Source organism: Paenibacillus sp. FSL H7-0442, assembly GCF_038593105.1.
Lineage (GTDB): Bacteria > Bacillota > Bacilli > Paenibacillales > Paenibacillaceae > Paenibacillus > Paenibacillus polymyxa_D.
Genome location: NZ_CP151963.1, coordinates 4804605 through 4819421 on the forward strand (window position 1 = coordinate 4804605; position 14817 = coordinate 4819421).

The window sequence follows — 14817 nt, forward strand, 5'->3', positions numbered from 1 at the left end:
GTATCTTTGACAGCGTTTTAGTGTATATACCTCTTTTGTATACTTTTTCAGTCTCCAAAAGGGTAGACAATCCTCTAAAAAGAGTAAAAAAATAGGATTGGCTTCTAATGCCAATCCTGATTTACCCTTGGAAGTCCAGAAACAACGTCGCATTCACATACCGACGTGCCATGGACAAAAAATAACTATTTTGCACCGCTACTGCTGCCACCAGCAAAGTATTACGCACTGCTTCACACTGGTTAGGGGTCAAATGCTGTAAACGACTGGTGTATTGATCAGCCGCCTGAACCAGCAACTCCTCTGTCGCACCTTCCTGACGCTGCTGTACTGTAACGGAATCTCCGTTATCCTTTACATAGCCTGCACCAGCAACATCGAGCAGTTGGTCTCCGTTCGCATCCAGCTCCTCAAACAAAGTTGAGTAGGCAGCGTACAAATCGACCGGCTGAATCAGATCGTCCGTATCATCTTCGGGCTGTTGGAACAGGATATGAAATAGCTGACGAATGGATTCAAAATCAAGACATGATTTTAAATCTTCTACAATGAGCAATATAGCTGCCTGGTTGACCGAGTATTTTTTGCCGATCTTCGGAGCGCCGAGAAATTCCTTGAAGTCGCGTTTGACCCAATTTTGCATAGATGCTAGTGACACATGGCTGTACTCGACTAGTTGCCCCAGGGAAACAATCTCTTGCAGTGAAAAGGCTGCGCTGTGCTTACCCTTGATGATTTTATCTAGCACAGGTGTCACATCGGTGTATAAAAATGTCGGCATTGCGCTCCCGGAGCGGGCGAGATGGCTATGAGTGCGCCTCCAGGCGTCCTGCAGAACGGCCAAAGGCTGCAATTCGCGGCGACCTTCCATGGCCAGCAGCAAATGGGCCATATCACGACGAGTAAGGGTAAAAGACTCCATCTGCTTTCCTCCCTTTATTACATTTCAAGTTCATTTGAACTCATCATACGCCCTCAAACTAGGCTTGTAAAGTGAAGCAATGAGACGTGCGGGTTCTATTATGCCTTATTTTCTGTGTAAATTGGAGGTAGGCGACCTGCTACGATTCCATATGAACCTTGTATATTTTCTTTTAAGTTCTTAAAATAAGTTCAAGTGAACTTAAAATGGAGTTCCTTAAAAAAATTGAACGAAAAAGGGATGAGTGAAAATTATATGGGTATAGGTGTCAGTCTATTTTTGTTTGCGGTGTTGATTTTATTTAGTGCTTTCTTCGTGGCTACCGAGTTTGCGATTATTAAAATCCGTTCCAGCCGGGTCGATCAGCTGGTTGTGGAGAACCGTAAAAACGCACTGGCGCTACAAAAGGTCGTCAATAATCTGGACGGCTACCTGTCCGCCTGTCAGCTTGGTATTACGATTACAGCGTTGGGACTCGGCTGGCTCGGTGAACCGACCGTAGTCAAATTGCTGGAGCCTCTCTTTCAACAGCTCAACATCAATGGGGATTTTTCACATATCCTGGCCTTTATTATTTCATTCGTCATTGTAACTTACCTGCACGTGGTGATCGGCGAACTGGCTCCCAAAACATTGGCGATCCGCAAAGCGGAAGCTGTCAGTTTGTTAACCTCTCCAGTCATCGTGTGGTTTAACCGGATTATGTATCCGTTTATTTGGCTCCTTAACGGCTCGGCCAATCGTCTGGTTCGTCTGTTTGGTCTTCAACCGGCTAGTGAGCATGAAGAAGCGCACTCTCAGGAAGAAATTCAGATCATTTTGTCCGAAAGCGTGGAAAGTGGTAAGATCAATAACACCGAATATGGCTACGTAAATCGTATCTTTGCTTTTGACGAGACCGTTGCCAAAGAAATTATGGTGCCACGTACAGATATGGTATGCTTGTTTACGAATCGCTCGCTAAAAGAAAACATGCTGACTATTCACGAAGAGCAGTATACCCGTTTTCCGGTGGCGACAGATAGCAAGGATCAGATCATTGGTATGATTAATACCAAACAGCTATTCCTTGAGTATGATCGCAATCCCGAGCTTGTTTTCGACAGCCTGATTCAACCGATCTTGACCGTTCCGGAAGTTATCCCCGTCAACACACTGCTGAAACGTATGCAGAAGGAGCAGGTTCATATCGCTCTCCTGGTCGATGAATACGGTGGAACCTCCGGTCTCATTACCATCGAGGACATTTTGGAGGAGATTGTTGGCGAAATTCGGGACGAATTTGATAAGGATGAACGGAAGGAAATCGAGAAACTGACGGAGAACAGTTATTTGATGGATGGTAAAGTGATGCTTTCCGATCTGAGTGATCTGACTGGCTTGACATTGGACGATGAAGACGTGGATACTGTCGGAGGGTGGGTGTATAGCCGGGTTCCGGAACCTAGACAGGGCAAGGAATTCATAGAAGAAGATGTGAAATTTATCATTCGTGAAATGGGTAAAAATCGTATTCGTCGGGTGGAGATTATTTTACACCACACATCCCCCGCATCTGAATTGGAAGCAGAATCGGACACTTCTTCCCGGGAATGAACCGTGTGACCTGAGCGTTTATCTTTGCACTTGACACTTGTGTTCACTCCTACTGAAATGACATATTTCCAGGGTAAACGGCTTAGGTCGTTTGCCCTGCACGCGTGTAAGGAGGAGCTAGTAAAGTGGATATTTTATCTTCTATTATTATGGGAATTATTGAAGGGCTGACAGAGTTTTTGCCGGTCTCTTCGACGGGTCACATGATCCTCACGGCTGATCTTCTAGGATTAAACACAGAGAATGATACGGTCAAAACGTTTGAGGTTATCGTGCAATTAGGTGCTGTGCTGGCAGTCGTCGTATTATACTGGCGCAGATTCCTGAGCCTGTTTGATTTCAGACGCAAAATCTCGAGTCAGCCACGTCTAAACCTGTTACATATTATTTTAGCCATGATCCCAGCTGGGCTAATTGGCGTACTGTTCCGTGATGTAATTAAGCAATACCTGTTTGGTCCTGAAACGGTTCTCTATAGTTTGGTCATCGGAGGCCTGTTGATGATTGCGGCCGAGAAATTTCATCCGCCCATTAGATCACATACGTTGGATGAGATCACGTACAAACAGGCTTTTACCATCGGTCTGTTCCAAGTCCTAGCTCTATGGCCAGGCTTCTCCCGTTCAGGCTCAACCATGTCTGGGGGCCTATTCGCACGTGTAAGTCATACGGCAGCCGCGGAATTTACATTCCTCGTATCGGTTCCGGTCATGCTGGGTGCATCGGGTATTGATATGATTAAAAGTATGGATCATCTGTCTATGAGTGATTTTCCGGTGTTCGCAGCAGGCTTTATTACTTCCTTTATCGTCGGGATGCTGGCGATCAAAACATTCCTCGGTCTGCTCAAACGCTTGAGTCTGACTACGTTCGCCATTTACCGCTTCGTGCTGGCGGCTGTGTTCTTTTTCATTATTTTATAAGCCATTGTTTGGTACCGATAACCACTAACTAAAAAGGGATATCCATAGGATCTGAATGATCAGCCTTGGATATCCCTTTTACTATTTTGCAGAAAGGATAGATCGTACTGAACGATCCCTATCATGCGTTCTGATTATTGTTTGGATTCCAGCGTAGTCAAATATTCCGAGATTTGAGCTGGCGTTTTAGCGTATTTGCTGTGCAAATGAGCAATTTTTTCGCCATTTCGGAACACGAGCAGACTCGGAATGCCGCGCACTTGATTTTCGTCGGCAATCGGCTGGAATTTCTCCGCATCAAGCGCAAAGAAACGCTTATCCGCGTTTTCTTCTATAATGCCGTCCATAAATTTATCCAGTGTCTTGCAATCCGGACACCAGGTTGTATCAAATTTCACGACGGTCAGACCGTCACCGTTAATTAAATCCTGATATTGCTGCTGAGATTCGATGCGTTCCATTCGTTAGTCCCTCCTAGGTTGTATTTACAAAACATCTCCATATTCACATATGGAATTATATAAACGGAAGCTTATTCTTATATTGTAATGGTTCTTTTATAAATTGCAACTGGGACGGGTACATGTTTGACACTTGTCCCATCATTGCCGGGATCAGCGGTATTGCGCATCATAACGATTGGCTCGGCTAATTTGCTGTAGCGCCTGCCGCTCTTGTTGAGTTAGCAGTGCAATATCTGCAGCAGAAATATTATGCTCCAATTGTCCCAAAGAGCTTGCACCCGGGATCACAGCAGCGACAGTCGGATGTGAAAGGCTATAACGGATAGCTGTCTGCCCCATACTACGGTCCGCCCCTGCAAAAGCCTTTAATTGCTTACGCACGTCCAGCAGCTCTGCTTCTTCGTAGTCTAGGTATCCCTTCGCTGCCTTTTCTTCCCCCTTATCAGCCAATACACCGCTCGCTACGGGTCCACGTGCAATCACGCTGATTCCCCGCTCCTGAAGCAAAGACAGTACCTCTTCCTCTGCACGTCGGTCCAGTAAACTATACTGATTCATAACACTAACGATATTCGAGCGTTTGACATATTCACGGATGACGTGCGGGCGAATGGAGGAAATACCATAATAACGGATGACGCCCTCCCGCTGTAGCTGCTCAAAAGCCTCAATGGTTTCGTCTATCGGATCGTTAATTGTCCCTCCATGCAGCTGATACAGGTCGATATAGTCCGTTCCCAGGCGACGCAGACTTTCTTTAACAGCTGACAGGATATATTTCTTGGACGGGTCCCATTCCCAGCCCTCCTGCCCTGGTATGCGCCGATTCCCAACCTTGGTCGCCAGGATAACATCCTGCCGCCGTCCACGGATCGCTGCCCCCACAATTTCTTCATTGCGTCCATGCTGGTACAAATCAGCCGTATCCAACAGATTTACGCCTTTATCCAACGCTTCATGAATCAAGTAAACAGCTTGCTGCTCCTCCGTACCGACCGACATACATCCCAGGCCAATCTCACCTACCAGCAAATCTGATGATCCTAGGCGGTTTCTTTTCATTTATGCTCCCCTCACTTCCAATAACGTATAACTTTAAATTTTCAATATTTCTCTATTATACGAAAAAAACAACCCCAAAGGCATAGAGACTCCACACTCTCCAATCTTTGAGGTTGTTGTATACGATTCGTAATTAATTCGTAATTAATTCGTACTATCCGAATAGCCATTGAACGGCCTTAGGAAATTGACGCTGAAAACAATCTACTCGATGCACTGCATCCTGATCCAGCTCAAGAAGCACATCTTTTGCATCCAGTCCCTGTGTCCGCAGCAACTCGTGTGCCTGGAGGGTGAGCGGAACCATATCTTTTTGTACATTCGTCTTCCCTTCACCTTCACGGGTCCCGACAGATATATAAAAGCGTTGTGTCCCATCCCTCACAGTTGCACATGATGCAGATTGCATATAATCAATCATACCCGGATACCAATACGAGCCTGAGATGGAACCGACGCGTCCGAATACGTCCTTATACTGGAAGGCGGCATACATGGAAATTAATCCGCCCAATGAGGCGCCGATAATGCCCGTATGCTCCGTTCCAGTATGCACTGGATATTTTGCCTCGACGTATGGCATTACTTTTGTAACCACAAACGCCAGATAGGCATCTCCACCACCACCAAAAGCAGGTCTTCCTTCTACTAAAGCAGCTGCCTTCCAAGGCGTATAATCATCCAGCCGATTTACGGGCTGAATACCCACCAGCACCACACGGGGCAGCTCCCCCGTAGAAAAACCTCTTTCCAGCTCATCTAATCCGCTTAGAAATAAAGAGCTACCATCCTGCACATACAGCACCGGATACAGCTCATTATGATTCACGGAGACGGGAGGTGTATAGACGTGCACAAGATACCCATCTAATGAAATTTCATCTACATGACCTTTCATCCTACACAGTCCCCCATGATGTAAATGTATGCATTACAATGCGGCATCTATTTCCTTGATCATTTCAGATACAGATTCCAGACCGTTACCTGACAGGTACCAGTAGTTAGGATCAAGGTATACAATATGACCGTTTTTAAATGCATTGGTTTTCTTCACCAGTTCATTCTCCATGGTTTGTTTACCTGTAACCTGCTCCTTGCCTTCTTCGACCACCACTGCTCCACGGTCAACGACAAAAATATAATCCGGATTTTTTTGCTGTACATATTCAAAAGAAACTTTTTGTCCATGCGTGGATACTTTAATGCCAGGATCTACAGGGGTTACGCCAAAAGCATCATGAATGATACCGAAACGGGATTGTGAGCCATATGCGCTCAGGCTTCCTTCATTTGTCAGCACGATCAGTCCTTTAGCTTTGCTCGCTACAGCCTTGTCATGTACGCCCTTGATGGAGCTATCAATCGCAGCCAGTTCCTGCTTGGCAGCATCCTCTTTGTTGAAGATTTGCCCCAACGTTTCCACGTTCTTTTTAAAGGAATTGATGTAATCCTTGGTGTCTACAGCCATCGAAATAGTAGGTGCAATTTTGCTCAACTCTTTATAGGCATCCGCTTGTCTGCCACCGATGATGATCAGTTCAGGAGAGAGATCACTGATTTTCTCATAATCCGGTTCAAACAGCGTACCTGCACTTGCATATTTGGAATCTTTATATTTGCTCAAATACGTAGGAAGATCCTGCTGCGCTACCGCCGCAACGTCTACGCCCAGCTTGTCCAACGTATCCAGTGAACCAAAATCAAATACAACAACATTTTTGGGGTTAACTTTGACTTGAACCGGGTTTTCATCGAGTGCATGTTTGACCGAGATGGTTTTGGATTCAGTGGTTGCAGTCGAGGAGCCCTCACCTGTCGCTTCCGGTGTTACCGGAGCCGCTTTACCACAAGCCGACACGATCAGTACCAATGCAAGCATCAGCGTTAAAAACATCATATTTTTCTTCATTTAACATTCCCCCTAAGTGAAATAAACGCAAATTTTATGGTCACCAATCTGTTGAATCGGAATATCCATATCGTACAAGTCCTTTAATACCTGACTATCAATCATCTCGTCAGCCGTTCCTTGTTTTAGCAACCTGCCATCCTTCATCCCTACAATATAGTCTGAATAGCAGGAGGCAAAGTTAATGTCGTGCAACACGACTAGAATCGTTTTGCCGAGATCATCCACCAAACCACGCAACGTCTTCATAATCTGAACCGAATGCTTCATATCCAGATTGTTCAGCGGCTCATCCAGCAGGATGTATTCTGTGTCCTGAGCCAAAATCATGGCAATAAAAGCCCGTTGTCGCTGTCCCCCACTAAGCAAATCAATATGCTTATCTTTCATATCCTCCAGTCCCATGTAAGCCATAGACTGCTCCACCATTTTGCGATCCTCGCTGTTCAATCTGCCCTTGGAATACGGAAAACGACCGAAACTGACTAGTTCCTTCACGGTTAAGCGAATATTGACATCATTCGTCTGTTTTAAAATCGATATCTTCCGGGCTAGCTCCTCACTTTTCGTCAGGCTCACGGCTTGCCCGTCAATGAGGATTTCTCCCTCATCACTGTCAGTCAGGCGACTGATCATCGACAACAAGGTGCTTTTTCCAGCGCCGTTAGGTCCAATAAAGGAGGTAATCGTTCCTTTAGGTACAGTGACGGATACCTGATCCACCACATTTTTATTCCCGTAGCGTTTGGATACGTTTTTGACTTCTACCATGACTTATTCTCCCGCAGCAAAAGGTACAGGAAGTACACCCCCCCGATAAAGTTAATAATGACGCTGACTGTTGTCGATAAGTCGAATACTCTTTCTGCCAGCAGTTGGCATCCTGCCAACGCAATAACACTGACACAGATAGAGGCCGGAATAATATAACGATGCTGATAGGTTTTCATCACCTGATAAGCCACATTGGCCACAATTAATCCGAGAAACGTAATCGGCCCGACAAGCGCTGTAGAAATGGAAATGAGAATCGCTACGATAATTAGCAGCCTTTTGATAATAAAACCATAAGGGAGACCTAAATTAATCGCATGCTCTCGTCCGAGCGACAGCACGTCCAGATACTTAATGAATCTCCACGCATAAGCAAATACGAGCACAAGCACGAATACAGAAAGCCATAACAGTTCGGTGTTTACATTACTAAAGCTGGCAAAGCTCTTGTCCTGGATTTTCGCAAATTCGTTTGGATCAATCAGTACCTCCATAAAGGTAGACAGACTGTTGAATAGTGTGCCGAACACCAGACCAATCAGCAAAAGCACATAAATCCCACGTCCATCTTTGCGGAAAATTAATTTGTATAGCAGTCCTGCGAACAGCACCATCAGCCCCACCGACAGCAAGAAGTTTAATTCTTTGCTGGTCGAAATCAACGGGACGGAGCCAAATGCAAAAATAATCGTCGTCTGAATCAGCATGTACAGTGAATCCAGGCCGATAATACCCGGAGTCAAAATCTTATTATTCGTAACCGTCTGGAAAATAACGGTTGCAAAAGCAATGGAGCCACCTGTCAGAATGAAGGCTGCGATCTTTTTCAATCGTCGTGGCAGCGCGTAATGCCAGGTATGCGGAAGATCTATAAACACGAAAGCAGCAATCAACACAAGCGCGGCAGCGGCTAATATGCCGATTTTTAATTTAGGATTCATAAGCCCTTCTCCTCAGCAGCAAATACAAGAACAACGCGCTCCCGATCACACCCACCGTAAGTCCTACAGAAATTTCATACGGATAAATGATGACCCGTCCCAAAATGTCGCAAAACAGCACAAAAACGGCGCCCAGGATCGCTGTATGGGCCAGACTTTTTTTCAAATTATCCCCCATATACATGCTGACGAGATTGGGTACAACTAGCCCCAAAAAGGGAATCGTCCCGACCGTTAAGATGACAACAGAGGAAACCAAAGCCACGATCACTAACCCGACATTGACGGTACGCTTGTAATGAACTCCCAAATTGGCTGCAAAATCCTCACCCATGCCTGCAATTGTAAAACGATTCGCATATATGTACGCCAACGCGACCAAAGGAACACTAAGATACAGCATCTCATAGCGACCACTCATAATGAGAGAAAAATCTCCCTGCATCCACGAGGAAATGCCCTGAATCAGATTATATTTGTAGGCAAAAAAAGTCGTCACCGAATTTAAAATGCCTCCAAACATCAGACCGACCAGCGGGATAAATACCGGGTCCTTGAACCGGATTTTATCCAGTATCTTCATGAAAATCAGCGTTCCCCCTAAAGCAAATCCAAAAGCCGTCAGCATCTTCGTCCAAAATCCTGCCGCTCCAAACACCATAATGGCCATCAGCACACCCAATCGTGCCGCATCCATCGTCCCTGCAGTGGTGGGAGAAACAAATCGGTTCCGGGTAAGCTGCTGCATGATCAATCCACAGATACTCATACTCGCCCCTGCGATAATGATACTGATCAAACGTGGGAATCTGCTAATCAGGAGTACCTGCGCCTGATCGTTGGTTAAGTGGAACACATCAAGTGGAGTTACATCATGAACACCAATAAAAACCGAGGCGAAGGCCAGTACTAGAAAAGCCAGTATTAAATAACGCAATTTCATCTCTAACTAAGGGAGCCTGTCCAATAACCTGCACCAAGCTTCGGCCCTGTCCTCCCCTCCAATAATGATAATGATTATCAAAATCAACTAGCATAAATTATATCAGTGATATTGTATCTGTCAAATTTTTTTGCAATGAATAAACCATATCAAGAAAGGTGTTAGCAAAACCTGAATAGTCTAAAGAGCGAATGAGCAAATAAGAGCAATATCCTGTAAAATAGAGGTGGAAGATTTTGGGGCCCTCTTTTCCATTTTTACTGTAAGCAGTTCTTGGAATTCGGGTTTCATTAATTTGATAGACCAAAAAAACAGGAGGAGAATGATGAATCACATATTAATCGTCGAGGATGATACCGCCTTGAGTAATGGTATTGTTCTTGCTCTCAAAGAACCTAACAACGTATTTACGCAAACATATGACATTACTGCTGCAAAAGAACAATTGAACATCACTGCTTTTGACCTAGTGATACTTGATGTAAACTTGCCGGATGGGAATGGACTCGACCTCTTAACCCATATACGTAAAACAAAAGCTTTACCAGTCATTGTTCTGACTGCGAATGATATGGAAACAGATATTGTCACTGGTCTTGAGCTGGGTGCTGATGACTACATCACCAAACCCTTCAGTCTGATGATACTGAGAGCAAGAGTTGGTGTTCAGCTTAAGAAATCCAAATACTCGCTTGCAGACTCCATTCAGCTAGGTGATTTTTCCTTCTCATTTGAGAGGATGGAATTTAATAAGAATGATATACCGATTGAACTAAGTAAAACGGAGCAAAAATTGTTGCGCATTCTAATCAACAATCGAGGAAATACCGTTTCGCGTGATCATTTAATAGACAGCATCTGGACTGACGGGGCTGAATATGTAGGTGAAAATGCCTTGTCGGTTACGATAAAAAGGCTACGTGACAAGCTCGAGGATCATCCTTCTTCCCCACAATATATTAAAACGGTTTATGGGCTGGGCTACACATGGGCGTTGAAATGACAACACTCCTATATATATGTATTGGAATTGCCGTTGTTGCTGTATGCACCGCTGTGGGTGCTATTATGCTGTATCGCAGGAGCATCCATAAAACAATGAAAACCATTGAGAACATGCTGGATGCCGCGATAAATGGCAGCTTCTCAGAGGATGTCTTTGATGAATCCGTTCTTTCTTCAATAGAAGCTAAATTCGTGAGATTTCTTTCCATTTGTTCCGTGTCCTCCAAAAATCTGCTTGCTGAAAAGAATAAAATAAATGAGCTGATTTCCGATATTTCACACCAAACGAAAACACCATTGGCCAACATCCTGCTTTATTCCCAACTACTTAGCGAATACGAACTATCACAGGATACCTCCACTTGTGTGAAAGCTCTATCAACACAGGCCGAAAAGCTTAATTTCCTAATCCAGGCATTGTTGAAAACATCGCGGCTTGAAACGGGGATTATCACGGTAGCGCCAAGGCAAGAATCTGTTCATAAGCTCCTTGATGCTGCACTGGAGCAAATAACGCCAAAAGCAGATGCCAAAGGGATTTCAGTTATTAGGGAGGACACCGTTATTCATGCTTATTTTGACCTAAAGTGGACCAGTGAAGCTGTCTATAACATTATGGATAACGCTATAAAATATACAGAGACAGGCGGAAGCATGGATATAAAAGTGATGGCATACGAATTGTTTTGTCGAATTGATATTACTGATAGCGGCATAGGCATTGCAGAAGAAGAACAAGGGAAGATCTTTACCCGCTTCTATCGCTCCCCTACTGTTAACTCGCAGGAGGGTGTCGGGATTGGACTGTTTTTAGCTAGAGAAATCATCGCTGCGGAGGGTGGGTACATCAAAGTACGGTCACACTACGACCGTGGTTCTACCTTCTCTATTTTTCTTCCTATGGATACTTAATTCTTTCAATACCGTTAGATTTCGGAAAGATTGTAGAAAGATTAGTGTGCTAATGTCTGTACTGTAGATGACTACGATACAGACATTTTTTTGTGGAGGAGAACGTACATGGCTCTATTGAAAACTCAGGCATTAAGGAAGCATTACGGTAACGGAGATACTGCTGTTCATGCCTTAGACGGCGTGAATCTGGAAGTGGAAAGCGGTGAATTTGTCGCTATTGTCGGTACGTCCGGGAGCGGCAAATCTACCCTTCTCCATATGCTGGGTGGACTTGATCGTCCGACAAGTGGAAACGTTACGATTGACGGCAAAGATATTTCTACATTAAAAGACGAAGAATTGACTATTTTTCGCAGACGAAAGATTGGCTTTGTTTTTCAAAATTACAACCTGGTGCCTGTCTTGAATGTCTACGAAAATATTGTGCTTCCTATTGAACTGGACGGTAAAGAACCAGACAAAGCCTATCTGACCCAAATTACAAATACACTGGGGCTTAAGAACAAATTAAACAATCTACCAAGTAATCTTTCGGGAGGTCAGCAGCAGCGAGTCGCTATTGCGAGAGCACTGGCGACGAAACCAGCCATTATTTTGGCTGACGAGCCTACTGGCAACCTGGACAGTAAAACCAGTCTGGATGTGATGGGATTGATCAAAGTATCCAGCCAGCAGTTCCGCCAAACAATAGTGATGATTACCCACAACGAGGAAATTGCGCAAATGGCAGACCGGATCATCCGTATTGAGGACGGTAAAATAGTAGGTGGTGCGACTAGATGATCAAGGTAAAAAACAGTAAGGCGGTTCGTAATTTATCAGATAAAAGTTTAAAAGCCAATAAAATCCGCAATATTATTGCGGTTATCGCTATTGCCTTAACCACTTTGTTATTTACATCTCTGTTTACTATGGGGATTGGCGCGATGGAAAGTTTCCAGCAGGCAACGATGCGACAGGCTGGTGGGTTAGGGCAGGGTTATCTCAAATATATCAACGATGAGGAATTTAATCACATCAAAGACCACCCTCTTATTAAAGAGATAGCATATAGCCGCCTGTTAAGTGGAAAGGTGACAAACGAGCAATTTTTAAAGCGTCGTGCGGAGTTCTGGTATCATGACGATGTAGGGCTAAAGCTAGGATTGATTGAGCTAGAAAAAGGCCACAAACCAGTGGCGGAAAATGAGGTTATCGCAGACTCCAAGACCCTACAGTTACTGGGTACTCCCCTGAAAGAAGGCGCCCCATTGTCCTTGAAGCTTGAGGTTCACGGCAAAATGGTACAGCGTGAATTTATCCTCTCCGGCTGGTGGAAGAGTGACCCCGCCGCCGGGATAGCCAGAGGTCAAATTTATGCTTCTAAAGCTTATGTGGATGCACATGCCGAAGAATTACGCTACACATATAAGCAGGATCAAGATATGACCGGAGCCATCAATGCAACTATCATGTTCGATAACAGCTCGAACATGCGGGAAAATCTTAATAAAGTGATTACAGAAAGCGGTTATTCCCTGGACAAAAATGCACCGAACTACATTGCAAGTTCTGTGAACTGGGCGTATCTTTCCAACACTTTCAGTTCGAACCCTGAAGCCGTCTTTCCCCTAGCCACTGGTCTGTTACTGATCATGCTTACTGGCTACTTGATCATCTATAATATTTTCCAAATCTCGGTGATGCGTGATATTCGTTTCTTCGGTCTTCTAAAAACCGTCGGCACAACCAGCAGACAAATCAGCAGAATCATCCGAAGACAGGCATTATTTCTTTCCTTGATCGGGATTCCCATCGGCTTGCTCGGGGGTTTTTGGGTCGGAAAATCGCTTATCCCTCTGCTGCTTATGAACCATTATAGGCACGCTGAGGTAACCCTATCCCCCAGCCCATGGATTTTTATCGGCTCCGCTCTGTTTGCAGTCATAACAGTTATGATCAGTGCATATAAGCCTATTAGGATTGCAGCGACTGTGTCTCCAATCGAGGCTGTAAGATACGTAGACGGAGCTACCCAAAAGGGGAAGAAAAAACTAAGAAAATCAACTAACGGTGCTAAGATTCCCCTGATGGCTCGATCCAACTTAGGGCGCAATAAGAAGCGGACTACTTTGGTGCTGCTTAGCCTTTCTCTAAGTCTAGTGCTACTGAATACTACTTTTACATTATCCCAAAGTCTGGATATGAATAAGTATGTGTCTAAAAGCCATGATACTGACTTTCTGATTGCACATGCTGATTATTTTCAAGAACATTTCACAGGCCCTGACAATGCAACGACAGAAAGCTATATTCAGGCCGTCCAGGCACAACCCGGTTTTGAAGAAGGTGGACGATTGTACAGTGGCAGCAATTTATTCACTGTCGAGCATAAAGAGAACAAAGAGGAAAATTGGGAAATCGCCACTCCTGACGCTCGCGGCAACTTATCTACAGTAGTGTATGGGCTTGAAGATCTCCCCCTTCACCGACTAAAATTAATTGATGGCGAACTTGATTATGGCAAGCTAGCTTCGGGAAAGTATATTTTGGAAGGAGTCATTTTAGGCGATTACGATAATCCTCACATGGAACTATCCGTATACAAAGTAGGTGAAAAGGTTACTCTTCATAACTATATGGGCACAGCAAATGCCCAAGAGTATACTAGCCATGAATTCACAGTGCTTGGTCATGTTGGCGTAAAACCAACCAATTCTGGTGTAGACGTTCCTACTTATACTAACTTCTATCTCCCGGCGGATATCTACAAAACGCTTGTGAAGAAGCCTGTGGTGATGAGTTATGCCTTTAATGTATCCGACAGTAAAGAAAAAACGATGGAGAACTTTATAAAGAATTATACCGAAATAAAGGAGCCAGTGATGGACTATAAATCCAAATCCACCGTGATTGCCGAGTTTTCAGGTATACAAAAAACAATTCTGATGATTGGCGGTACGCTCAGTATTATTATTGGTGTAATTGGCATTGTTAATTTTGCAAACGCGCTTCTAACTAGTATTCTGACCCGCTATCAAGAGTTTGCTATACTACAAAGCATCGGCATGACCAACAAACAATTAAAAACAATGCTTATATATGAGGGGATGTACTATGTACTCGGCACCAGCATATGCTCCATCTTATTAGGAAGCTTATTTTCCGTCCTGATTGCGAGACCCTTGAGTACTCAAATATGGTTTATGGGTTATAAATTTATTATCTGGCCGCTGATCCTCGTGCTGCCTGTTCTGCTCGCTCTTGGGATATGTCTTCCTCTCGCTATTTATTCTCTGAGCGACAGGAAAACTATCGTGGAACGACTGCGAACAGCAGAATAAATCCCCCTTAGTCGAAATGACCTAGCAAAAACTTATA

At 44.4% G+C, this 14817-nt stretch carries 14 protein-coding genes; 6 read left to right on the forward strand and 8 right to left on the reverse strand.

Features of this window, described 5'->3' with window-relative positions:
• Window positions 1–121: 121 nt before the first annotated feature.
• Entirely contained in the window at window positions 122–922 is an 801-nt protein-coding gene (locus MHH57_RS21335; RefSeq protein WP_039273781.1) for a DUF1836 domain-containing protein, read from the reverse strand.
• A gap of 255 nt (window positions 923–1177) precedes the next feature.
• Here MHH57_RS21335 and MHH57_RS21340 point away from each other — a divergent pair, with 255 nt between their 5' ends.
• Both MHH57_RS21340 and bacA read left to right on the forward strand, forming a co-directional pair.
• The gene (locus MHH57_RS21340; protein ID WP_185156371.1) at window positions 1178–2518 is read left to right on the forward strand and encodes a hemolysin family protein; all 1341 of its coding nucleotides are present in this window, start codon (window positions 1178–1180) and stop codon (window positions 2516–2518) included.
• Window positions 2519–2643: 125 nt separating this feature from the next.
• Window positions 2644–3441 carry an undecaprenyl-diphosphate phosphatase gene (gene bacA / locus MHH57_RS21345; protein WP_029519259.1) on the forward strand — a complete coding sequence of 266 codons (798 nt, stop codon included), beginning with the start codon at window positions 2644–2646 and terminating at the stop codon, window positions 3439–3441.
• A gap of 134 nt (window positions 3442–3575) precedes the next feature.
• On the opposite strand, the gene MHH57_RS21350 is transcribed toward bacA, so the two are convergent.
• The 7 genes from MHH57_RS21350 to MHH57_RS21380 all read right to left on the reverse strand — a co-directional run bounded on the left by MHH57_RS21350 (window position 3576) and on the right by MHH57_RS21380 (window position 9537).
• On the reverse strand, window positions 3576–3902 hold the full coding sequence (locus MHH57_RS21350) for a thioredoxin family protein (RefSeq protein WP_025721930.1): 327 nt from the start codon (window positions 3900–3902) through the stop codon (window positions 3576–3578).
• 153 nt (window positions 3903–4055) lie between these two features.
• The gene (locus MHH57_RS21355) at window positions 4056–4967 is read right to left on the reverse strand and encodes an aldo/keto reductase (protein ID WP_342434484.1); all 912 of its coding nucleotides are present in this window, start codon (window positions 4965–4967) and stop codon (window positions 4056–4058) included.
• Window positions 4968–5121: 154 nt separating this feature from the next.
• On the reverse strand, window positions 5122–5865 hold the full coding sequence (locus MHH57_RS21360; RefSeq protein ID WP_165149478.1) for an alpha/beta hydrolase-fold protein: 744 nt from the start codon (window positions 5863–5865) through the stop codon (window positions 5122–5124).
• 33 nt (window positions 5866–5898) lie between these two features.
• Entirely contained in the window at window positions 5899–6879 is a 981-nt protein-coding gene (locus tag MHH57_RS21365) for a siderophore ABC transporter substrate-binding protein (RefSeq protein ID WP_209949893.1), read from the reverse strand.
• A 12-nt stretch (window positions 6880–6891) separates the two neighbouring features.
• Window positions 6892–7650, reverse strand: a complete 759-nt coding sequence (locus tag MHH57_RS21370) for an ABC transporter ATP-binding protein (RefSeq protein ID WP_039273792.1) — start codon at window positions 7648–7650, stop codon at window positions 6892–6894.
• Window positions 7644–8594 carry an iron chelate uptake ABC transporter family permease subunit gene (locus MHH57_RS21375; protein WP_209949892.1) on the reverse strand — a complete coding sequence of 317 codons (951 nt, stop codon included), beginning with the start codon at window positions 8592–8594 and terminating at the stop codon, window positions 7644–7646. The genes MHH57_RS21370 and MHH57_RS21375 overlap by 7 nt, the downstream gene beginning before the upstream one ends.
• A complete protein-coding gene (locus MHH57_RS21380) occupies window positions 8584–9537 on the reverse strand; it encodes an ABC transporter permease (protein ID WP_025721924.1) in 954 nt (317 codons plus the stop codon). Before MHH57_RS21380 ends, MHH57_RS21375 begins: the two co-directional genes overlap by 11 nt.
• 325 nt (window positions 9538–9862) lie before the next feature.
• On the opposite strand from MHH57_RS21380, the gene MHH57_RS21385 reads away from it, so the two are divergent.
• From MHH57_RS21385 to MHH57_RS21400, 4 genes are all read left to right on the forward strand, one after another.
• The gene (locus MHH57_RS21385) at window positions 9863–10540 is read left to right on the forward strand and encodes a response regulator transcription factor (RefSeq protein WP_340933969.1); all 678 of its coding nucleotides are present in this window, start codon (window positions 9863–9865) and stop codon (window positions 10538–10540) included.
• On the forward strand, window positions 10537–11454 hold the full coding sequence (locus MHH57_RS21390) for a HAMP domain-containing sensor histidine kinase (protein WP_342434485.1): 918 nt from the start codon (window positions 10537–10539) through the stop codon (window positions 11452–11454). The genes MHH57_RS21385 and MHH57_RS21390 overlap by 4 nt, the downstream gene beginning before the upstream one ends.
• 108 nt (window positions 11455–11562) lie before the next feature.
• Complete coding sequence (locus MHH57_RS21395; protein ID WP_342434486.1) at window positions 11563–12240, forward strand: ABC transporter ATP-binding protein; 678 nt, start codon at window positions 11563–11565, stop codon at window positions 12238–12240.
• A complete protein-coding gene (locus tag MHH57_RS21400; RefSeq protein WP_342434487.1) occupies window positions 12237–14780 on the forward strand; it encodes an ABC transporter permease in 2544 nt (847 codons plus the stop codon). The genes MHH57_RS21395 and MHH57_RS21400 overlap by 4 nt, the downstream gene beginning before the upstream one ends.
• Window positions 14781–14817 lie beyond the last annotated feature (37 nt).

Coding starts and splice junctions, on each gene's coding strand:
- MHH57_RS21335 (WP_039273781.1), bottom strand. CDS start 922: ATGGAGTCTTTTACCCTTACTCGTCGTGATATGGCCCATTTGCTGCTG.
- MHH57_RS21340 (WP_185156371.1), top strand. CDS start 1,178: ATGGGTATAGGTGTCAGTCTATTTTTGTTTGCGGTGTTGATTTTATTT.
- MHH57_RS21350 (WP_025721930.1), bottom strand. CDS start 3,902: ATGGAACGCATCGAATCTCAGCAGCAATATCAGGATTTAATTAACGGT.
- MHH57_RS21355 (WP_342434484.1), bottom strand. CDS start 4,967: ATGAAAAGAAACCGCCTAGGATCATCAGATTTGCTGGTAGGTGAGATT.
- MHH57_RS21360 (WP_165149478.1), bottom strand. CDS start 5,865: ATGAAAGGTCATGTAGATGAAATTTCATTAGATGGGTATCTTGTGCAC.
- MHH57_RS21365 (WP_209949893.1), bottom strand. CDS start 6,879: ATGAAGAAAAATATGATGTTTTTAACGCTGATGCTTGCATTGGTACTG.
- MHH57_RS21370 (WP_039273792.1), bottom strand. CDS start 7,650: ATGGTAGAAGTCAAAAACGTATCCAAACGCTACGGGAATAAAAATGTG.
- MHH57_RS21375 (WP_209949892.1), bottom strand. CDS start 8,594: ATGAATCCTAAATTAAAAATCGGCATATTAGCCGCTGCCGCGCTTGTG.
- MHH57_RS21380 (WP_025721924.1), bottom strand. CDS start 9,537: ATGAAATTGCGTTATTTAATACTGGCTTTTCTAGTACTGGCCTTCGCC.
- MHH57_RS21385 (WP_340933969.1), top strand. CDS start 9,863: ATGAATCACATATTAATCGTCGAGGATGATACCGCCTTGAGTAATGGT.
- MHH57_RS21390 (WP_342434485.1), top strand. CDS start 10,537: ATGACAACACTCCTATATATATGTATTGGAATTGCCGTTGTTGCTGTA.
- MHH57_RS21395 (WP_342434486.1), top strand. CDS start 11,563: ATGGCTCTATTGAAAACTCAGGCATTAAGGAAGCATTACGGTAACGGA.
- MHH57_RS21400 (WP_342434487.1), top strand. CDS start 12,237: ATGATCAAGGTAAAAAACAGTAAGGCGGTTCGTAATTTATCAGATAAA.